This window comes from Microcoleus sp. Pol12A5 (assembly GCF_036701435.1).
Lineage (GTDB): Bacteria > Cyanobacteriota > Cyanobacteriia > Cyanobacteriales > Microcoleaceae > Microcoleus.
Genome location: NZ_JAUBQU010000001.1, coordinates 43,171 through 64,889, shown reverse-complemented (window position 1 = coordinate 64,889; position 21,719 = coordinate 43,171). Strand labels below are relative to the sequence as shown.

The 21,719-nt window shown below is 45.2% G+C and carries 17 protein-coding genes; 10 read left to right on the top strand and 7 right to left on the bottom strand.

All coding sequences use genetic code 11. The annotated features are described in order from the left end of the window. The first annotated feature begins 80 nt into the window (after window positions 1–80). Both QUA45_RS00270 and QUA45_RS00265 read left to right on the top strand, forming a co-directional pair. Window positions 81–1,373, top strand: a complete 1,293-nt coding sequence (locus QUA45_RS00270) for an ATP-binding protein (RefSeq protein ID WP_333218840.1) — start codon at window positions 81–83, stop codon at window positions 1,371–1,373. A 408-nt stretch (window positions 1,374–1,781) separates the two neighbouring features. Then, window positions 1,782–6,977, top strand: a complete 5,196-nt coding sequence (locus QUA45_RS00265) for a PAS domain S-box protein (protein ID WP_333218838.1) — start codon at window positions 1,782–1,784, stop codon at window positions 6,975–6,977. 63 nt (window positions 6,978–7,040) lie between these two features. On the opposite strand, the gene QUA45_RS00260 is transcribed toward QUA45_RS00265, so the two are convergent. Beyond that, window positions 7,041–7,604, bottom strand: coding sequence for a Uma2 family endonuclease (locus QUA45_RS00260; protein ID WP_333218836.1), 564 nt, complete (start codon window positions 7,602–7,604; stop codon window positions 7,041–7,043). A 163-nt stretch (window positions 7,605–7,767) separates the two neighbouring features. Here QUA45_RS00260 and QUA45_RS00255 point away from each other — a divergent pair, with 163 nt between their 5' ends. Beyond that, on the top strand, window positions 7,768–9,153 hold the full coding sequence (locus QUA45_RS00255; RefSeq protein ID WP_333094917.1) for a lipid-A-disaccharide synthase-related protein: 1,386 nt from the start codon (window positions 7,768–7,770) through the stop codon (window positions 9,151–9,153). A gap of 133 nt (window positions 9,154–9,286) precedes the next feature. Here QUA45_RS00255 and QUA45_RS00250 read toward each other — a convergent pair whose 3' ends face one another. Continuing rightward, a complete protein-coding gene (locus QUA45_RS00250) occupies window positions 9,287–10,078 on the bottom strand; it encodes a 2-phosphosulfolactate phosphatase family protein (RefSeq protein ID WP_333094918.1) in 792 nt (263 codons plus the stop codon). A gap of 89 nt (window positions 10,079–10,167) precedes the next feature. On the opposite strand from QUA45_RS00250, the gene QUA45_RS00245 reads away from it, so the two are divergent. After that, window positions 10,168–11,061: an EI24 domain-containing protein gene (locus tag QUA45_RS00245; RefSeq protein WP_333218834.1), complete on the top strand. Its 894-nt coding sequence runs from the start codon at window positions 10,168–10,170 to the stop codon at window positions 11,059–11,061. Between the two features lie 3 nt (window positions 11,062–11,064). Here QUA45_RS00245 and QUA45_RS00240 read toward each other — a convergent pair whose 3' ends face one another. Continuing rightward, entirely contained in the window at window positions 11,065–11,319 is a 255-nt protein-coding gene (locus QUA45_RS00240; protein WP_333073182.1) for a hypothetical protein, read from the bottom strand. Between the two features lie 475 nt (window positions 11,320–11,794). On the opposite strand from QUA45_RS00240, the gene QUA45_RS00235 reads away from it, so the two are divergent. Further along, window positions 11,795–12,526, top strand: a complete 732-nt coding sequence (locus QUA45_RS00235; RefSeq protein WP_333218832.1) for a DUF7873 family protein — start codon at window positions 11,795–11,797, stop codon at window positions 12,524–12,526. A gap of 461 nt (window positions 12,527–12,987) precedes the next feature. Then, window positions 12,988–13,926: a serine/threonine-protein kinase gene (locus QUA45_RS00230; RefSeq protein ID WP_333218830.1), complete on the top strand. Its 939-nt coding sequence runs from the start codon at window positions 12,988–12,990 to the stop codon at window positions 13,924–13,926. On the opposite strand, the gene QUA45_RS00225 is transcribed toward QUA45_RS00230, so the two are convergent. The 3 genes from QUA45_RS00225 to QUA45_RS00215 all read right to left on the bottom strand — a co-directional run bounded on the left by QUA45_RS00225 (window position 13,920) and on the right by QUA45_RS00215 (window position 16,077). Next, window positions 13,920–14,546 (bottom strand): J domain-containing protein, encoded by a 627-nt coding sequence (locus QUA45_RS00225; protein WP_333218828.1) that lies wholly within the window; start codon window positions 14,544–14,546, stop codon window positions 13,920–13,922. The genes QUA45_RS00230 and QUA45_RS00225 overlap by 7 nt on opposite strands. Window positions 14,547–14,676: 130 nt before the next feature. Beyond that, entirely contained in the window at window positions 14,677–15,270 is a 594-nt protein-coding gene (locus QUA45_RS00220; RefSeq protein ID WP_172188328.1) for an ATP-dependent Clp protease proteolytic subunit, read from the bottom strand. Between the two features lie 147 nt (window positions 15,271–15,417). After that, window positions 15,418–16,077 carry an ATP-dependent Clp protease proteolytic subunit gene (locus tag QUA45_RS00215; RefSeq protein ID WP_333094925.1) on the bottom strand — a complete coding sequence of 220 codons (660 nt, stop codon included), beginning with the start codon at window positions 16,075–16,077 and terminating at the stop codon, window positions 15,418–15,420. A gap of 72 nt (window positions 16,078–16,149) precedes the next feature. On the opposite strand from QUA45_RS00215, the gene QUA45_RS00210 reads away from it, so the two are divergent. The 4 genes from QUA45_RS00210 to thrB all read left to right on the top strand — a co-directional run bounded on the left by QUA45_RS00210 (window position 16,150) and on the right by thrB (window position 19,724). Continuing rightward, window positions 16,150–17,385, top strand: a complete 1,236-nt coding sequence (locus tag QUA45_RS00210; protein ID WP_333073175.1) for a VWA domain-containing protein — start codon at window positions 16,150–16,152, stop codon at window positions 17,383–17,385. Between the two features lie 222 nt (window positions 17,386–17,607). Further along, complete coding sequence (locus tag QUA45_RS00205; protein WP_333094926.1) at window positions 17,608–18,174, top strand: Uma2 family endonuclease; 567 nt, start codon at window positions 17,608–17,610, stop codon at window positions 18,172–18,174. A gap of 3 nt (window positions 18,175–18,177) precedes the next feature. Further along, on the top strand, window positions 18,178–18,672 hold the full coding sequence (locus tag QUA45_RS00200; RefSeq protein WP_333094928.1) for a tetratricopeptide repeat protein: 495 nt from the start codon (window positions 18,178–18,180) through the stop codon (window positions 18,670–18,672). Window positions 18,673–18,761: 89 nt separating this feature from the next. Then, the gene (thrB, locus tag QUA45_RS00195; protein ID WP_333094929.1) at window positions 18,762–19,724 is read left to right on the top strand and encodes a homoserine kinase; all 963 of its coding nucleotides are present in this window, start codon (window positions 18,762–18,764) and stop codon (window positions 19,722–19,724) included. Window positions 19,725–20,005: 281 nt separating this feature from the next. On the opposite strand, the gene QUA45_RS00190 is transcribed toward thrB, so the two are convergent. Next, on the bottom strand, window positions 20,006–21,277 hold the full coding sequence (locus tag QUA45_RS00190) for an ATP-binding protein (RefSeq protein WP_333094930.1): 1,272 nt from the start codon (window positions 21,275–21,277) through the stop codon (window positions 20,006–20,008). Window positions 21,278–21,719: the final 442 nt, after the last annotated feature.

Below are 21,719 nucleotides of genomic sequence, written 5' to 3'. Positions count from 1 at the left end.
ACCGGGTGTTTTCCGTAAGTCCTAAATAAAATAGCTGCAAACATTTTTTGTGAATAAAAGAGGAACTGGGAAATAATTTAATGAACAATCACCAACCAGGGACGCCGTTAGGAAACATTTTAGTAGTAGACGATACACCAGAAAACCTGCGTCTGTTGTCTACGATGTTGACTCAGAGGGGCTACACCCCCCGCTGCGTGATTAACGGAAAAATGGCTCTAAGAGCCTGCAATTCTAATCCACCCGATTTGATTTTGCTCGACATAATGATGCCGGAAATGAACGGCTACGAAGTCTGTCAGCACTTGAAACTAGAAGCAAAAACTCGCGAAATCCCGGTAATTTTTATCAGCGCTAAAGATGAAGTATTTGACAAAGTAAACGCATTTGCTGTGGGAGCTGTTGACTATATCAGCAAGCCCTTTCAGTTTGAAGAAGTTCTCGCCCGCATCGAAAGTCACCTCAGCCTACGGAATTTACAAAAGCAGCTAAAAGAACAAAATATGCTGCTGCAAGAAGAAATCACGAGTCGCTTAGCAGTAGAAAAAACTCTTCAGGAGAAAAATCAAATTTTGCAACAAGAAATCAGCACCCGGCGCGCTGTAGAAAAAGCTCTGCAAGAGCAAAATTTGGTACTCCAACAAGAGATATCCCACCGCCAGCGCGCTGAATCTGCTCTATTAAAATCTAACCAAGAATTAGCACGTTCAAATGCAGAACTAGAACAATTTGCTTATGTGGCTTCTCATGACTTGCAAGCGCCTTTAGCAACCATTGCCAGTTACGCTCAACTTTTAGAAAAACGCTATAAAGACCAACTCGACAGCCAAGGTAGTAAGTTTATCGGCAATATCGTTCAGGGCTGCACCAGAATGCAAACTTTAATTGACGATTTACTCGAATATTCGCGCGTTGGCCGGAGTCGGAAACCTTTTGAACTGATAGATTGCAATCACGCAGTCGAGCAAGCACTCGCGAACCTGCAAGGGGCGATCCGTGAGACTAAAGCCGTTGTCACATACAGCGAATTACCTGCGGTAATGGGGGATATTTCTCAACTCGTACAGCTATTTCAAAATTTAATCAGCAATGCGATTAAATATCGCCACGATGCACCGCCTGTGGTTCATATTACCGCTTGCAAACAGGAGGAAAACTGGTTAATTTCTGTCTCAGATAATGGAATTGGGATTGCTCCCCAGCATCAAAAACGTATCTTTCAAATTTTCCAGCGCTTGCATACTCAAAGAGAATATTCGGGAACAGGTATTGGTTTAGCAATTTGTCAAAAGATTGTGGAACTTCACGGCGGATGTATCTGGGTGGAATCGGAACCGGAGCAAGGTTCAACTTTTTACTTTACTCTCGCTTAATTGAGACATAATTTCTGCAAAATGTAGAAGCTATAATCTAGGTAAAATTAAATAATACTTTCTATGTTATAAATCATAACCTAAAAGATATAATCTAGAAGTTGATAGTATTTAATAGGGCAGGTTAAAAGATTGAATAATTGGGAATAACTGTGACTATCCGGGTGGGGAGATGGGCTACAGTTGCATTTTTTTTAAGTGGTATAAATGTCAGTTAGAATAAAAATTATTTTCCGTTGACAGTCGAGTTGATGCGTGATAAAATCTTAATTAAAACATAATTTTTGTAGCGCTTGCTTACTCTCCCCAATCTGACGCTCGATGTATGTGTAAGTGAATTGAATGACAGCCCTTAAAATAAAAGGTAAAATTTAAGTTAGTTTAATATTTTGTTAGTCAATAAATATTATGAAAGCAGTTTTTAACTTAGCTTTGCCTCCTATCTGCTTTAAAGTTCTGTTAGTAGAAGACAACCCTCATGAAGCTGAGCTGATTGAAGATTTGCTGTCAGAAATAGGCGGCGCGCAGCGTATAGTGCTGACGAAAGTAGAGCGCCTCAGCGAAGCGCAGCAGCGATTGAATCAAGAAACTTTTGACATAATTTTATTAGACCTTTCACTGCCAGATAGTGTGGGAATCGAGACGGTGGCTCGGGTACAAGAGTACGGGGTAAATGTGCCGATCGTAGTTCTGACCGCCCAAAACGACGAAGAACTTGCCCTGCGGTTGATTTCGGTCGGCGTACAGGATTATTTGGTAAAAAGAAAAATCGACAGCGAACTGTTAATTCGATCGCTCCGTTACGCCATAGAACGCCAGAACAGTCAAGATGCTTTGCGAAACAGCGAAGAAAAATATCGTTCGGTGGTGGAAAATTCCCTGATCGGAATTGCCATCATCGCTCCAATTATTGACTGCGAAATTCCTCAAAATTGCAATTGGATAGAAGTTAACGATGCCTTGTGCAATTTGCTGGGCTACGAACGCTACGAACTCATGCAGAACAATTGGCTAGAGTTGACTCATCCAGAGGATTTTGATGCCAATCTTGAAAAATTGTCTCAAATGTTAGCAGGTACGATCGACGGTTACATCTCAGACAAAAGGTGGCTCAAAAAAGACGGCGAAATAGTTCATACGCGAGTTTCCCTGCGCTGCATCCGCCGCCAGGACGGGTCAATCAACCGGATGATCGAAGTAGTATTGGACGTGAGCGATCGCTACCGCTACGAAGCAAAACTGAAAGCGTCAGAAGAATTTTTAAATCACACCATAAATGCTACGCCAGACCCAATTTTTGTCAAAGACGAGCAACACCGCTGGATGATATTAAATGATGCTTTTTGTCAGTTGGTCGGCAAATCGCGACAAGAACTGATTGGCAAATCAGATTATGACTTTTTCCCCCAATCAGAAGCTGCTGTTTTTTGGACAAAAGATGAAGAAGTATTGAGAACGGGTGTCTGCTTGGAAACAGAAGAAAAATTTACCGACTCTGCCGGGAGAGAACACATAATTTCTACCAAAAAAAGCGTCTTCCAAATAGCAGACGGCAGTAAAGTAATAGTGGGTACAATTAGAGATTTTACCGAATACAGACAGCAACAAAAAGCCCTGGAGCAAAGCGAAGCTCGCTTTCAAAAATTGGTAGCTAACCTGCCGGGAATAATTTATCAATTACGAATGTCAGCAACTGGAAAAATGTTTTTCCCCTACATCTCTTCAGGCAGCAGCAAACTCTACGAATTAGAGGCAGAAGCAATAGAGCAAAATGCGGAACTGATTTTCAATGGAATTCACCCAGACGATCTCTTAGATTTAAAAGCATCGATCGCAATTTCAGCCACTAAGCTGGAACCTTGGCAGCAGCAGTGGCGGCAGACTTTACCATCTGGAAAAGTTAAGTGGCTGCAAGGAGCTGCGAGACCAGAAAGGCTCACTAATGAGAGCAAATCTAGCAGCGAAGGCGATATTCTCTGGGACGGTTTAGTGATGGATATTACTGAATTAAAGCAGGCACAAACAGAGCGCGATCGTTTTTTTACCATCTCATTAGATTTGCTTTGTATTGTTGGTTTTGACGGCTATTTTAAACGTTTAAATCCAGCTTGGTCAACAGCTTTAGGCTACAGTATTAGTGAATTGTTTGCCAAGCCAATGATCGAATTTGTTCATCCAGAGGATCGAAAAGCTACTGCGGCTGAAGGAGCGAAACTAATCGCGGGTACGTCCAGTATCTCCTTTGAAAACCGCTACATATGCAAAGACGGTTCTTACAAATACTTCCTGTGGACGGCATCGCCATTTAGCGAAGAAGGTTTAATCTACTCAGTTGGTCACGATATTACCTCTCGTAAACAAGCAGAGTCCCAACTCCAGCGACAAGCAGTAGCAATGGCCGCTGCTTATGACGGTATCGCCATTTTTAATAATAATAAAGAATGTATTTATTCCAACGACGCTTATCTGAAAATGTACGGCTTGACCAGCCCTAGCGAACTGTATGGGAAGAAATGGAAAATGCTCTACAGCAAAGCAGAAAATATATTTTTTGAACTACAAATAATGCCGATGCTCTTGCAAAAAGGGTACTGCAATATAGAAGCTATCGGTCAGCGCCGGGACGGTAGTAAGTTCCCTCAAGAATTGTCGCTGACAATGCTTGTCGGTGGCGAAATAATTTCTATAGTCCGCGATATAACTAATAGAAAACAGGTAGAATCAGCCCTGCGATTGAGCCAGCGTCGTTACCAGACTTTAGCAGAAGCATCGCCAGTTTGCATCTTCCATACGGATACCTTAGGAAATTGCCTTTATGTGAATAAACGGTGGAGTGAAATTACGGGATTAAAGGCAGAATTAGCAGCAGAAATTGGCTGGATGAATGCCATACATTCTGATGATGTCGAGCGGGTAAAAAATGAATGGCATCGCGCAACTTTTGAGAAAATACCTTTTAAATCTGAATACCGCTTTCAGCATCCAGATGGTCGGATAATCTGGGTGATAGGTCAGGCAATTGCAGAAATCGGAGACAAGCAGGAGATTAAAGGCTATATCGGCACTATTACTGATATTAGCGATCGCAAACAAGCAGAATTAGATTTGCTGCGAGTTACTCAAGCAGTGGAAAGCACCAGCGATGCGATCGGCATTGCTGACTTGACAGGGCGATCGTTCTACCACAATCAAGCCTTTATTCAACAGTACGGCTACACAGCAGAAGAACTAAACACAGCAGGCGGATTAACAGCAATTTACCCCCAAACTAAAGTGCTGTTAGAAATGTTTAAAACTATCCGTAAAGGCAAATCTTGGCAAGGCGAACTCAAAATTAACACTAAAAACAACGCACTGGTAACAACTTTATTTCGCGCCGACGGCATTAAAGATGAAACTGGTAATTTAATCGGGTTAGTGGGAGTAATTACCGATATCACCGAACGCAAACAAGCCGAGATGGCCCTGCAGCAGCAATTAAGGCGAGAACGGCTGGTAGTTGCCATGCTCGATCGCATTCGCTCCTCTCTCAATTTAGAAGAAGTCCTCAGCACTGCTGTCGAAGAAGTGCGGCACTTTTTGCAAACAGACCGCACAGTTATTTACCGTTTTAATCCGGACTGGAGTGGCTTTGTCGTTGTGGAATCAGTGGCAAAAGATAGAATTTCGCTGCGAAATTTCAACAATCTTGATGGCTGTTTTAAAGAGAAATTTGTTGATATTTATCAGCAAGGCGGTATTAGATCTATGGAAAATATTTACCAAGAAAATTTGACGGAATGCCACATAAAGTTTCTCGAAGGATTGGAAGTAAAAGCTAACTTAATAGTGCCGATTTTAAAAGCACGAGAAAGCATTTCCCAGACCGAACTGACCGCAAAAAATCAGCTCTGGGGACTGCTAATCGCCCAGGATTGCAGGGGCCCCCGTCCCTGGGATTCCTCAGAAATAGAATCCCTCCGGCAATTGTGCGTGCAATTGGCGATCGCGATCCAGCAATCGACGCTATTTCAACAAGCACAAACCGAAATTGCCGATCGCAAACTTGCAGAATCTGCCCTCCAACAAGCCAAAGAAGTCGCAGAAAGCGCCAACCGCGCTAAAAGCGAATTTCTCGCCAACATGAGCCACGAATTGCGGACGCCTTTAAACGGCGTTTTAGGTTACGCTCAAATCTTGAAAACCGACAAAGACTTAAACTCAGATCAGCAAGAAAGTCTCAGCAATATTCAACAGTGCGGTCAACACCTGCTGATGCTAATCGACGATGTTTTAGACCTTTCCAAAATCGAAGCTAGAAAAATGGAACTCTACCCAGAAGAGTTGAATTTTCTAAATTTCACAAAAAACATTGCCGATCTCTTTCAGATGCGGGCCTCGCAAAAAGAAATTTTATTCAATTACGAACAAGTATCTCCCCTACCTAGCTGCGTTTGTGTAGATCCAAAAAGATTGCGCCAAATTCTCATAAATTTACTCAGCAATGCTGTTAAGTTTACTAACAGCGGAGGTGTGACTTTTAAAGTCGGCTATGTAGGCACACAGGCCTGGAGTCGAGGGCAAAACGAAAATTATGAATTATCGATTTTGAGTTCGGAACTGAAAGAAAATTATCTGCGCTTCGCCCAAAATGCGAACCCAGCCCAACACACTTTAAAAATCCGCTTTCAAGTCGAGGATACTGGCACAGGAATAGACCAAAGCAAGTTAGAAGAAATATTTTTGCCATTCCACCAAGTAGGAGGCAATACATTTGTTGAAGGTACGGGTCTCGGACTCTCGATCAGCCAGAAATTAGCAAAAATGATGGGCACCCAAATTGGAGTAAACAGCACTTTGGGAAAAGGCAGCACTTTCTGGCTGGATTTAGAAGTGCCCGCAGTCCAACGGTACTTAGAGGTATCTCCTTTGCGGAAAAAACGCTGGGTTGTTGGTTTTGTTGGCAACAAGCGGAAAGTGCTAATCCTGGATGAAAATCAACTAAATCGCGATTTGTTGTGCAGGTTGCTGAGGCGTTTGGGATTTGAAGTTGCAGAAGCACAAAACCGTCAAGAATCCCTGTACAAATCAGTTGAATTTCAACCGGATGTGATTTTTATTGACTTGGGGATGCCTGTAATGGATGGCTTAGAAACTGTTAGGAGATTGCGGGAGTTACCGGAAGTAAAAAATATCGTGTTAATCGCTATGTCAGCTAGCGTTTTCGATGCGGCGCAGCAAGAGAGACTCCTTGCAGGGTGCGATGATTTTCTTCCCAAGCCGATCGAAGCAAATCACTTTTTGGCACAGTTGCGCGTGCATTTGGATCTAGAATGGATTTACGGGGAAACTTCGGAAAACAAAAAGCGCAAAACTCCCTGTTTGTCACCCGCATCGGATTTTCCTGCTTATTCTTCTCTGTTACCTGCGGTTTCTGAGTCGGTAGCAAAAATTTTGAAACTCGCTGCTATGGGCGACATTGAAGAAATTTTTGAGGAGAGTGCTAAGCTGGAGAGTTTAGAACCTAAATTAGTACCGTTTATCTCGAAGCTGCGCCAACTTGCTAAGGGATTTCAGCTCAAACAAATTCGGAATACTTTAAAGCAATATATCGAGGGGAAGTAGTCCGTAGTCAGTGGTCAGTGGTCAGTAGTGATATCATGTCCGGTCGCTCGATCGGACATGATATCACTCTAATAGCCAACCAAATAATTCTCCTACTGTCAGTTGCAATTCCCTGGCAAAAGATGGCACGGGCAATAACTGTTCCGGTTCGTCGAACACCTCCGTTGATTGAGTCGGCAGATATACAAAAACCGATTGCTCATCTGGATCGATTAACCAACCCATTTGAGTTCCGTGTTTGAGACAATGTAAAATATTTTTAGTAACTTTAGTTTGGTTTTGGTCGGGGGAGAGGATTTCAATTGTCCAATCCGGGGCGATCGCAAACACATTTGCCACACCGCCATTGTCTTTACGGGGAATGCGCTCCCAAGTGAATACAGTTACGTCTGGAACGATCGCTCGACCGCCAAAAATGCACCGTAGTTCTGGAAATGCTCGCGCCACCTTTTGAGGTTTGAGAGTAGCATTAGCAGCACTTGTCAACTCGCCTTGAATGACACTATGTTCTCCTTGAGGCATCGGTTTTTGAATGATTGCACCGTCAATGTACTCGCTGGCTGGTGTGGTTTCTGGCAACTTCAGAAACTCTTGGAGTGTCAAAGATTTTCGCAGGGTTTGTACCATCCGATTTTACCTATAAAATAGAGTTTCATCTGCTATTTTACCCAAAAGTCCCGGACTCGTGCCATCGGCGCTCTACTTACTTCTTCCTTCGGCTATACCACCTTGCATCCTGCGGCTAATCTTGCTTCTATATATTCAGAGACAGTTTTTGAGAGAGTTGGGATTGAAATTACTTTGCCTCAGTAACGGCCACGGAGAAGACGCGATCGCCCTTCGCATCTTGCAGGAACTGCAACAGCACCCGCATCCGCCAGAATTAGCCGTGTTTCCGCTAGTGGGTGAAGGGCAAGCTTTCGCTCAACTAGAAAACGCCCGCATCATCGGCCCGGTGCAGCGGATGCCTTCGGGCGGCTTTATTTACATGGACGGGAGAGAATTTTTGCGCGATGTCAAAGGCGGCCTGCTTCAGTTGACTATCGCTCAGTTTAAAGCCATCCGCGCTTGGGCGCGATCGCAACAACAGTCTGGGAATCAAGACGGCTTTATTTTAGCCTGCGGGGATATTGTACCGCTGCTGTTTGCTTGGGTCAGCGGCGCGCCCTATGCGTTTGTCGGTACTGCCAAGTCAGAGTATTATTTGCGCGACGAGAACGGGCCTCTGGCTCGCAAATCCCGAGTCTTGGGCTGGTGGGGTTGCCCGCGATCGGTTTATTTGCCTTGGGAGCGCTGGTTGATGACTCGATCGCGCTGTCGGGCCGTTTTTGCCAGGGACGCGCTGACTGCCGAGACTTTACAAAAGCTGGGAATTCCCGCTTACAATCTCGGAAATCCGATGATGGACGGACTCGAACCGGAAAACCCCGCCGGTTTTTACGGCCCTGACGCAGAGTTTCGGGAAATGTCGCGATCGCTAGTCATCACCTTACTCCCCGGTTCTAGAGCGCCGGAAGCCTACGCTAATTGGCTGCTAATAGTAGAGGCTGTAGCCGGAATTTTGTCGCTGTTTGCCGATCGCCAATTGTTATTTTTCGGAGCCATTTCTCCAGAGTTAAACTTAGAAGCTTTGCGACCTAGTTTAGAATTTTTCGGCTGGCGACAAGACGGGGAAACTAGAACGCAGCGGCGAGAAGGAAGTATTTTGCGACCTCCTATTTCTAGCGGTCAAGAAATTCGGAAAGAATCTCCTAATTTGCTATTGCCCTTGACATTTGTGCAGAGAAACGCCACGATGATTTTGACTCAGCAAAGTTTTAACGATTGTTTGTACGAAGCGGATTTAGCAATAGCAATGGCCGGAACTGCTACAGAACAATTTGTAGGTTTAGGAAAACCGGCGATCGCCATTCCCGGAAACGGCCCGCAATTTACTCCAGCTTTTGCAGAAGCTCAAAGTCGCCTGTTAGGCCCGTCATTAATTTTAGTCAAACATCCTGCTGAAGTTGCAGGCACCGTCCAGTCTTTGCTCCGCGACCCTGACAGGTTGCAGCTAATCGCTGAAAATGGCTTGCGGCGCATGGGAGAACCCGGTGCAGCAGCCAGAATTGCCGAGTGTTTAATTCAGCGCTTCGGCGGTGAATCCAGCAATTCTCAATTGGCTGCAATAGACTAGGGACAAAACGTTGTTTTGTCCCTACCAAGTATGTTTAATTCTACTTGATTTAAAAATATTGTTCACTAACTACCTACTAATTTTCGTAGGTGCGCCTAGGCGCACCTTACTAATACTGCATTCGCAGAAAATTTCAAGTCGCCGTTTTTTCTGATGATGGAACCCAGAAATTAGCTTGAGGAATTTTAAAATCCGACTTAACCAAAACTCCCGGTTCTCGCTGCACAGGCAGCACATCTAAAGTATCCGTTTGCGCGCAATATTTTAAATCTTCAATAACACCTAAACCGAGAAGGCGCTGGCCGTGACTTGCCTTTTCCAACAATTCATGCAACCGATCTTGCCAGTGCAAATAAAGAGCAATAGCCCCAAATACTTCATCATTACCAGCAAAATCGCTCGCAGGAATACCGCTTTCTGCTAGCAGACTTTGGGCGATCGCACCAGCACAAACCGTATCTTCCAACGAATAACTCCCTTCCCAACCAGAACCCACAATCCAAATAGTTTCCGGCTGTTTATTTAACAAAAACTGCACCACCGATTTGCGGTTTATCAAAGCCGCCGTTAACACAGTTGCAGCAGCTTGCACTCGCTGCAGAGCCCGAGTACCGTTAGTTGTGCTGATAAAAATTCGCTTCCCAGCCACCTTTTCTGGCGTGCAGTCGAAGGGGGAATTCCCCATATCAAATCCGTCAACTTTGCCGCCGCCTCGCTCTCCGGCGCGAATCCGCTTATCTGCAGGCCATTTTTCGCTCTCGGCCATTAGCTTATCTAAGTCGCTGAAAACTTGGACAGCTTCCGCCCCATTATTCAGGGCCGTTGCCATTGTCGTAGTCGCCCGCAGCACATCAACTGCGATCGCGCAAGCCGGCATTTTGTCGGCTGGCGTAAGTTCCGGGGTATGGTAAATAAAAAGCTTCACTTTTGGGCAACCTGCGATAAATCCTCATCATTAATAATAATGGAAAGTGGATAATAGAAAATAGAGTCAAGTCCTCAAAAGCAGAAAATATGTCAAAACAGCTAAATTCAAACCCCGCCGACATCGCCATTACCGCACCAATTGGACTCCTGGCAGGTTTCACCTATCCTTTGCGAGCTTTCACGCTGATTTTGCAAACTCCCAAGCTGTGGACTTATGTATTGGTTCCCGTGGTGCTAAATTTTATAATTGGTATTGGTCTTTATTTAAGCTTGCTATTTCCCAGTTTGGCAGGAATAGACGTTTTGGTTGCCGATTTGTCGGTCCGATTTAATACTCTAATTGCGAGTTTTCCAGCTTGGCTGAGCTTTCTTGCCGTGTTAACAGTTGCTTTCGGCTGGCTGCTGCGCGTACTCCTAGTGTCAGGACTTTTGCTGATAATTGGATTTTTGTTAGTGCAGTTTGGCGTGATTTTAGGTTCGCCCTGGTACGGCAAACTTTCCGAACAATTGGAACTGCTGCGGAACGGTCAATTGCCCGCAGAAGCACCAATGAATTTGGCGAGTAGTTTTGGGGATATTCAAAGGGCGATCGCCTTTGAACTGCGAAAACTACAAATTTTGTTGAGCGTCGGTATACCCCTGCTGCTGCTAAATTTTATCCCTGGTGTCGGCTCTATTCTTAGCAGTTTGGGTGGCGTAGCTTTGGGCGCGACTATTGTCTGTTTGGACTTTTTAGATGCACCTTTGGAGAGGCGGAGGCGACCTTTTCAGGAGAAGTTGGAGATAATTTGGGCGAGTTTGCCGGCCAGCGGGAGTTTTGGTTTGGTTTGTTTGGGTTTGGTGAGCATTCCGCTGTTGAATCTGTTGGCGATTCCGCTGTGCGTGACGGCGGGAACTTTGTTTTTTTGCGATCGCATTTGGCCGACCCGCTTTGCCCCAGAAGAAACAAATAGCGATCGAGAAACTAACATTACAAATTAAAAACTAGGGAGATGCTTCTTCCTTCGGCTGACTCTGGGAGTTAAGCCCCAAAAACGGGCTTAATAACAGCCAGCTAATGAAGAAAAAGGATGCTGTAAATAGCTGGACAATATCGATCGCCGACAAATATCCGTCAGATAATAGTGCAATAGTTCTATCTGTCAGCCCGAATATCCAGGAGAGAATCCCAAACAGCCAAATGCCTTTTTGGAGCATGGGCAAAAATGCTGAAACTTCGGAGTTTTGCAGCTTGTTCATTGATTTAGCCCTTGTTTGCGAAAAATCTGATTAACCTGGGCACCCCAAGGGCTTAAGGATTTTTGGTGTCTCCTCGGATTCCCTTTGTTATCTATATGTTAAGAAATATTTCTCAATGTGACAACGCGCCCTGGGAGGTATTTCCGCATCTATCTCAAGAGGTAGTCGCAGCGCTAACAAAGAGTGATATTTGCTACACTTTGGCAGCGACGCTAGAGATTTTGCCGATTTTTTGAGAGATAAATTGCTGGGTACGGATAGCCGCGGGTTCTCTTGGCACCGCGCCTACAAAAAAAGTTTGTAATTTATATTGAATTATGTAATACTACAAACTAAACAAGTCTGGTTAAAGAACGATCGTGAGGTTTGTACTGAGGAGGGAGAGTTATCAAAGCCCTAAAAGCCCCAAGACAAACCATTTGATTATCAGTATTAACCTGGCTTGATATCAGTTCAGCGTCAATAAAATCGAACAATGGCACGCTTAAATCAGATTATTGCGATCGAAAAAGGCATCAAAAGCCGCTCGGTTCAAGAACTGGCAGAAGCTCAAAAAGCTCTCCAGAAGCCCGCTGTGCTTTCTGGAATCTCCCGCACTTACCGTCCCAAAGACGAAGAAGGCGAACAACTGCCGCCAGAGTCCAAAAAAGTTGAAGTCAAAGCAGAAGAGATTATCCGCAAAACGACTGAAGTTTTGACCAAACTCTTCGACGTAACCGCAACTAAAGATTGGACAAACTGTAGCGCCCGCGCGGACGTAACTGTAGACGGAAACGTGCTTTTGAGCCAAGTTCCCGTCAGCTATTTGCTATTCCTTGAAAAGCAGTTAGCAGATTTGCAAGCATTTATCAAGAAACTTCCCGTCTTAGATGCTTCCGAGACGTGGAACTTCGATGCTTCGGCCGACTGCTGGGCCACAGAACCGGTGCAAACTCTTAAGACTTTTAAAACTCCGCGCAATCACGTTAAAGCTGAAGCTACCGAACACCATCCGGCTCAAGTCGATGTTTATTACGAAGATATTACGATCGGCTATTGGCGGACTGTCAAGTTTTCTGGAGCTTTGCCAGCGCGGCGGATCAATGAGTTGCTGCAAAGGGTGGAAATCTTGCAGCAAGCTGTTATGTTCGCCCGCGAAGAAGCTAACAATTCACAAGTTGAGGAACAGAGAGTGGGGGAGCGAATTTTTCAGTTTATTTTCCGCTAATTGCTTGCTTTTTTGATAGGTATGGTTTAAGATATAAACAGAGTACAAGTTCAATCTCAAACTTCAACTTAAACCGTACAAATGTGACAGTACAGGTTCGACTCCTGTCCCTTCTACCCAAAATAGGGGGGTAGCCCAATTGGCAGAGGCAGCATTGCGTACAAATTCAACAGCAAGCTATTACTCTAAACTCAGCATTCACCGCCGATCGCTAAAACGAATGTCAGGAAAATCACATCATCGAGGTTGCTGGCTCATATCCAGCCCCCTCTACCAAACGCAGGGGGGTAGCTCAATTGGTAGAGCGCGATGCTATTAATCTTAAATCCTTGACTTAAATGTGATAGCGTGCGCAAATGGGCGGTAAATATAAACCCAGTAGTAAGGTCAGAACTGCTGGGTTTTATGCTAATAATTGATTCAATTCGTTAAATCCGTCAGTCCTGGACGTATCAAGGCCGATGATTTATTGCATCAATCCTCACTGCGAACAACGCGAAAATCCTGCTGCTGCTCAAAATTGTCAGGCTTGCGGCACAGATTTGTTAATTGGCGATCGCTACCGCATCCTTAAACCAGTGCGATCGCCCAATCCCGCACGCCCCACAGACATCTTTGAAGTTGAAGATTTTGGAACCGGGGAAAACGAATGGGGAACTGTCAAAATTTTAAAAGTCTTGAAACACACCCACAATCCCGATTTAGTTCGGTTGTTCAAGCAAGAAGCGCGAGTTTTGATTTGGCTGGCCGGAAAGGGATCGGTTCCCCAAGTCGAACCTGACGGTTATTTCCAAATTAAACTCCCCCATAACTTCCAGAAATTGTCTTGTTTGGTGATGGAAAAAATTACCGGAGAAAACTTGGCAGAATTCTTAACTAAAAAACAGTACGTTTGTCAAAAGCTCGCTCTAGATTGGCTGCAACAAATGCTTCATATTTTGCAGGAAATCCACAAGTATCGTGTAGTACATCGGGATATTAAGCCATCCAACCTGATGGTTGAAGCCAATGGGAAATTGAGATTAATTGACTTCGGCGCCGCCACAGAAGCAGATATAGATACCGCACCCATAGGTTCTGCTGGATACGCCGCACCGGAACAAATTCTAGGTAAAGCAGGCGTGGGATCGGACTTTTTTGCCCTAGGGCGTACTTTTGTACATTTATTAACAGGCATACAGCCAAGTCACTTTCCCGTTAATGAAAAAACTGGTAAAATTAATTGGAGGAACCAGGCTGTAGATATTGACCCGTTACTCCTAGACTCGATCGACGAATTGATCGAACCGCTACTAGAAAATCGACCTGAAAATACCCAAGTTATTTTAGAAAAATTAGATAAATTAAAAATTTACGACGCAGACCCCCTGGAAAAGGGGGACACAACATCGCTTCAATAAATCTGTTCCAGCAGGCGAAAATCCCGCTCAACTTCTGCCCACAAAGCCCGATTGTGAGGGTCCGTTTTCACAGCCTTTTTCAAATAAATTCTCGCCTTATCAACCTGCTTTTCTCCGATCAAATGCCGTCCCCAGCGCTGATAGGCGATCGCCTGCCACTGACGCACCTCCAAATCCTCGGGAACCCGCTGGGCCAAACCCTCAATCAAGGCGATCGCCCGCGGGAACCTCTGATATTTCAGCAACTGCTGCAATTCACAATAAGCATCTTGCTTTAACTTTTGTTCCGCAGCCGACAACTCCGCATTAGATTGAACCGCAGCCTCTTTTCGAGTCACTTTAACTGCCTGCGGTTGAGCTTTCACCCCCCGATCCGGCGGTGTCCAAGTAGGCGGCACAGTTGAATTGGCAACTTTCGACTCCGCAACATGGTGGGGGGCAACCTTCACCAGGAACTTATAAGCCTCAGTAATAGCAATAAACTTATTCTTAGCCTGTTCGTTTCCCGGATTCACATCGGGGTGATACTGTCTGGCTAACTGCCGATAAGAGGCCTTAACTTGCGATAAACTCGCGCCAGACCTCAGTCCTAACTGTCGGTAATAATCTGCAATATCCATTTAGCATGAATGAGCGTTGATAATACCATTAAATATGGCAGAATCCTTAAATGTAAAGATTCTGCCAAAATTTACTGCGAACTAGGTTGTAGTGGGAGGGTTGCCCGCACTACTGAGGCGCAAAAATAACTTACGGACGATCTTCGATCACTCTGTCAATCAAGCCGTATTCCTTAGCTTCCTCAGCGGACATGAAATAATCGCGATCCATGTCCTTCTCGATTTTCTCGATCGGCTTGCCAGTATTCTTAGCATAGATATTATTGAGTTCGTGGCGCAGCCGCAGAATCTCTTTCGCCTCAATCTGAATATCCGTTGCTTGTCCCCGCGTGCCCCCAGAAGGCTGGTGAATCATGATTCGCGAGTGAGGCAAAGCTAACCGTTTCCCCTTCGCACCGGCAGCTAACAGGAAAGAACCCATCGAAGCAGCCAAGCCCACACAAATCGTCACCACGTCCGATTTAATGTGCTGCATGGTATCAAAAATAGCCATGCCTGCAGACACCATTCCGCCTGGGGAATTGATGTACAAAATAATATCCTTACCTGAATCTTCCGAATCGAGATAGAGCATCACAGCGATGATTTGATTGGCAATTTCATCGTCAATGTCCCTGCCCAAGAAAATAATTCGTTCCCGGTAGAGGCGATCGTAGATATTAATCCACTGAGTATCATAACCACCCGGCATTTTGTAGGGAACTTTTGGCACACCTATAGGCATAATTCGGAACTCCGTTTAGTTGGTAATTGGTGATCGGGCAATTGGTTAGGGTTTATTAGTTATTTTTTACTTGTTATTTCAGGTTTTTTAGTTTTTGGCTATAATGACCAATAAACAATAACTAATAACTAATAACCCATAACCGAATTAGATAACTCCTGCAGGCAGCGGTTTCGCTAATTCTTCCGAACTTTCAAGAACACGATCGATCAAACCGTATTCTTTAGCTTCATAAGGCGTCATGTACAGCAACCGATCCATATCTTTAGTAATCTTTTCGATCGGTTGGCCAGTACAGCTTGCAAAAATATCAAGCATCGTCGCTTTATTTGCCAGCACTTCCTTAGCCCGAATTTGAATGTCGCTTGCTTGACCCCGCGTGTAAGCCTTGGGTTGGTGCAACACAATAGAAGCGTGGGGCAAACTCGCTCGAAAGCCTTTTGTACCAGCCGCTAACAGCATCGCAGACATCCCCATTGCCGAACCGAGGCAAATAGTGTGTACGGGCGGCTTAATGTACCTGATCGTATCGCAGATAGCGAAGGCTTCTGTTTCAAAGCCGACGGGTTCGCCACTGTAACCAGAAGTGCCGGTCGAGTTGATGTAGATTTTGATCGGCTTCTCGGGGTCTTCGTACTGCAAGAACAACAGTTCAGCGATAATTAGTTCTGTTACCGCAGGCACCAGAGGCATCCCCAGATAAACGATCCGCTCCTTCAGCAACAGGGATGGCAAATCGGGAGGTGGCGTCCGAGAGTTCCCTTCCCCGTAGTATGGCGATTGCACAGCTTTAATTGGTGTGTTCATATAACCGAAATGTTGCCTGAACTGATGGAGCTATTCTTAAAGAAATACTAACGCAATCTTTAGGTATCCCGCATGAAAGTTAGTTTGCTCCCGGTTTTAAACGACCCTAACCTTGACGCTGCTGCGCCCTCAACGCAGCGCCAGCTAGCGATTTCGGTGTCTGCGACGGCAAGCTCGATCGACTCCAGCGTACCCTTAAACCTGTGCCTGATTCTCGACCACAGCGGTTCGATGGGTGGACGCCCCTTGGAAACCGTCAAACAAGCCGCCGGACGGTTGCTAGACAGGTTGAAGCCCGGGGATCGCTTTTGCGCGGTGGCTTTCGACCACAAAGCCAAAGTCCTCGTCCCCAATCAAATTGTAGGAGATCCCAGCAGCATTAAACGGCAAATTGAGCAATTGCGCTCGGCCGGTGGCACAGCAATTGATGAGGGCATTAAGTTAGGTATTGAAGAGTTGGGCAAAGGCAAAAAAGAAGCTATATCTCAAGCATTTCTGCTGACTGACGGCGAAAACGAACACGGCGACGACAGCCGCTGTTTGAAGTTGGCTAAATTGGCTGCCGACTACAACATGACTTTAAATTCTTTGGGATTTGGCGATAACTGGAACCAGGATATTTTGGAAAAGATTGCTGACGCTGGCGGCGGTGCTCTGGCTCACATTCAGCGTCCCGAAGATGCGGTTGACGAGTTTGGCAAACTATTTACTCGCATCCAAGGTGTAGGTTTGACTAATGCTTATTTGCTATTTTCGCTAATGCCAAAAGTGCGGTTAGCCGAACTCAAACCGATCGCCCAAGTTTCCCCGGATACGATCGAATTACCGGTACAGCAAGAGGGCGATCGTTTTATGGTGCGCCTGGGAGATTTAATGAAGGATATAGAGCGAGTAGTTTTGGCTAATATTTATATTGGACAGTTGCCCGAAGGTACACAGACGATCGGGCAATTGCAAATTCGCTATGACGATCCGACTGTCGGTCAAAGTTTGCTTTCCGATCCCGTTGCACTTTCCGCTAATGTCCTGAAAGTTTATCAGCCGGCAATTAACCCGATGGTGCAGCAGCACATTTTAGCTTTGGCTAAATACCGCCAAACTCAACTCGCAGAAACCCGATTGCAACAGGGCGATCGCGCCGGCGCGGCAACGATGCTGCAAACTGCCGCTAAAACTGCTCTGCAAATGGGCGATCAAAGTGCCGCAACTGTGCTGCAAACTTCTGCTACTCGTTTGCAGTCTGGCGAACAATTGAGTGAAGCCGATCGCAAGAAAACTCGGATTGCTTCTAAAACTATTTTGAAGTAATCGCGCGATTTGAAATTTTAAATAATTTTAAATTGGGCGATCGGACAATTTGGCGATGCGAAATAGCGTCTACAAAAACGAAACCCGCGCCCAGGCGGGTTTCAATATTCTGAGTCTCGCCTGCAAAAAGCGAAAGTCAGTCTAGCCAGATTGTTTTAAGCTGTGGATCGTGTATAAGCTCGATCGTTTAGAATGTTTGTATCACCTATCAAGAGTGCTTGTATGAACCAGAAAATATCGGATAAACTAGGCTGGACTACCGCCGATTTAGAACTATTGCCCGATAACGGCGATCGCTACGAAATTATTGATGGAGAGTTATTTGTGACTAGAGCACCCCATTGGGGTCATCAACAAGCTATAGGCAACCTCTACCAAGAACTTAATACTTGGTCGCGAGAGACTAATTTAGGACGAGCAGGAATCAATCCAGGTATCATTTTCACGGATGCTGATAACGTTATTCCTGATTTAGTTTGGGCCAGCAATGAACGCTTGGCTATCTTGCTAGACGAAGCCGGCCATTTAACCGCCGCACCTGAGTTAGTTGTTGAAGTATTGTCCCTCGGTGCAGACAATGAAAGACGGGATAGAGATTTGAAACTCAGACTCTATTCGGTACGAGGAGTACAGGAATACTGGATTGTGAATTGGCGGTTGCAGCAAATAGAAGTTTATCGCAGGGAACAAGCAAGTTTAAGGCTCATTTCTACGCTGTTGAGTAATGATGAACTAACTTCGCCTTTGTTGCCCGGTTTTAGTTGTTCTGTTGCTCTAATTTTTGCCTAAATTATGAAATTATCATTTTACAATTTAATTACTACTCTAGTAATATTTACTATCTTGGGTAATATATTTCCGGCTGTATCTGCTCAATCCTCAGCAATATTAATAGCTCAAAAAACAATTGTTCAAAATCCCGCAGAAGATTTATTCAATAGTGCTTTAGCCAAATCAGAGGCTGGAGATATTCAAGGGGCGATCGCCGATTACACCGAAGCTATTCGCCTCAACCCCAATTACGCCAAAGCCTACAACAAACGCGGCATCATCCACGGCCGCAATCTCAAAGATTACCCAGCAGCTAAAGCAGATTTCGATCGCGCAATTGAAATTAACCCGAACTACGGCGACGCCTACTACAACCGCGCCAGAGTCCGCGAGTTCTTAGAAGACAAACGGGGGGCGATCGCCGATTATCATAAAGCAGCCGAACTCTATCAAAAAGATGGTAATACCAACGATTATCAAGATGCCATCAAGCACCTTGAAATGCTGCAAGAATAAATGGCTTTTGAAAACATAGTATAATACCTGCGATATGCGTTCATCCGCGTTCATCTGCGGTTAAACACTCCAAATTAACTATTCAAAAAATGTCCGTAATCTCTACCGTCACCGTTACCGTACCCGCTACAACCGCCAACCTTGGCCCCGGATTCGACTGCATCGGCGCCGCTTTAAGCCTCTATAACCGCTTCCAATTCTCCCTACTCGAACCCTCAGCAACCGAGAAACTAAAAATTACTGTTACAGGTAAAGAAGCCGCCAAAGTCAAGACAGACGACAGCAATCTCGCTTATCAAGCTTTTCTCAAGTTATACGATCGCCTCAACCAATCGCCGCCCCCTTTAGCGATACATATAGATATGCAAGTTCCGCTGGCTAGAGGTTTGGGGAGTTCCGCCACAGCTATTGTCGGTGGGTTAGTCGGTGCCAATGAATTAGCCGGAAAGCCTTTGAGTCAGGTGGAAGTGATGCAGTTGGCGATCGAACTTGAAGGCCATCCCGACAACGTTGTCCCCGCTTTACTCGGAGGTTGTCGTCTCGCTGCTAGCAATCCACCCCCCCAACCCCCCCTTAGTAAGGGGCAGGAGGGGGGTGCTTGGGAGATTTGCGATATTCCCTGGCATCCAAATATTGTGGCCGTGGTAGCCATCCCGGATTTTGAACTGTCTACAGCCGAAGCCCGCAAAGTTTTGCCAGCAGATTACAGTAAGGCTGACGCGATTTTTAATGCCGCACACCTCGGTTTGCTAGTGCGGGCTTTAGAAACTGGCAATCAAAACTGGTTGCGCTGCGCCCTCCAAGACAAAATTCACCAGCCTTACCGGCAATCTCTGATTAAGGGATATGAAGCGGTGCAACAAGCTGCCCTGAATGCAGGGGCTTGTGGAATGGTAATTAGCGGTGCCGGGCCAACGCTTTTAGCTTTAACGGATGTGGCTAACGCTGTTGCGGTTGAGAAAGGGATGGCGGCTGCTTGGATGGAATTTGGGGTAAATGCTGAGGTAAGGGCGATCGGCCTCGATACTCAAGGCGGGCAAGTCTCCCTTTAGTTGTTCCACTCCTAGACACACAACATCTACATAACCGTGTTTTGTAGGGGCAATCTCCCGTGGTTGCCCCTATCGATGGAATTATTCATATTTCTATTCTCTTCCTCTCTCCTTCAAATCTCTTGAATATCAACTCAAGTCTGTTTTCGATAACTTCTGCCATTCCCTCTACAAAATTTTACCTTAAAAAAGTGCAGTCATTGTAGGGGCGGATTCACAACAATTTCCGGCTAAAACCAACAAATTTAAAAACCCGCCCCACCAACTGTAAATACTGTTAATTAACTATGACGCAGCGGAATTTCTATCTGAATTTTAGTGCCTTTACCCGGTTCTGAAAAACACTTGAACTCTCCTTTGTGCTGCTCTACAATTATCCGATAGCTGAGAGCAAGTCCCGGTGATATCGGTGGTTCCGCAGGTTGGGAAACCAAAAATGGCTCAGAAAGTTGCGCTGTGATATCTTTGCTAATTGCCATGTCGTTATCAGCAATCTCAATAGAAATTCGCTGACCATCGACCACCTGAGTGCTAATCAAAATCACAGGCTTAAATTTGCTCGATTCCAACTCTGCCAACTCTTGAGCAGACTCTTCCAAAACATCGATCGCGTGATTGATGATATTCAGAAAAGCTTGATTGAGCAGACCTGCATAACACTCAATTTGTGGCAAATTGCCGAATTCTTTCATCACCTTGATGTCTCGCCTTCCCTCGCGCGCCGGCAAGCGGTGCTGTAACAACAACAGAGTATTTTCTAAACCGTCGGAAACATCGAATAACTGCCAGCCCGATCGATCGCTGCGGGAAAAATCCTGTAGTGACAAAATTATTTGACGGATGCGATCGCTCCCGGTACGCATGGAACTCACAATTTTTAATAAATCGTCGAGTACGAATTCCACATCCATATCTTGTTGTTTTTGCAGAATTTCCGATCCGGGATTGACTAGCTCTTGTTGATACAATCGCAGTAGTTCAATTAAATCGGTCGTGTAGCTTTGGACGTGAGTTAGATTGCTGTAAATAAAAGTAATTGGGTTATTAATTTCGTGGGCTATCCCAGACACCAATTCGCCCAAACTAGACATTTTTTCACTTTGCAGAATTCGCTCGCGCGACAGTTGCAATTCTTGCTGTGTTAACTCCAACCGCGCCCTCAACTCGTGCGATCGCTTAGACGCGCGCACCCGCGCCAATAATTCGTGCTTAACTATCGGTTTAAACAGAAAATCGTCAAAGGGCACATCCAATTCTTGAATTTCATCAAATTGGTCTGGTGTTGTCAGCAGAATAAAATAGGCTGTTGCCAATTCTCGTGAACCGAAGCTATCCCGTAGGGAATCGGCTTTCACTAGCCGGCACACCTCCAAAAAGTTGATTTGAGGCGAAGTCCCGTCGCAAATTATCACATCGGGGGACAACTCCCTCGCCAAGTCTAAACCCTCCTTGTCGTCGGGAACGACTCTCACCTGATGTCCCTGTTGGCTGAGTAACTCTTGGACAACTTGAAAAGTCACAGTATCCGCGATGATCGCCAGAATCTTTGCCATACTTCTACCACCTCCACAAATTACTTTTTAGGATACAACCGCCAGAATTGCGCTGACAGATTTAAAATTCCAAAATAGTTCAATTCCACCAAAAAACAGCCCATCCCCGCTCCCTCAAAACCCAAAATAGCCCATACCATTTTACAATTTATATTTTAGAGTAAAAAATTGGGAATGACTTACTGTATAATAGTTGGGAGCTTGCCTAAAGTTGCATATTTTTTGGGGAATGGTATCACCAGAAGGTATAATTTTAGACGGGTAATGCAAAAATGCAAATTTTCTCCTTCGTAATTAATGTTACATCAGAGCTTTCGGCCGAAAGACTGCTGAGGGCGATCGCAGATAGTTTCTCAAATTGCGCCAGGAAACAATAAAAAACTTTAAAATCAATTAATAGTATCGTTAAATTCACCTTCTCGGTCAGCGCCTGAGAATGCCA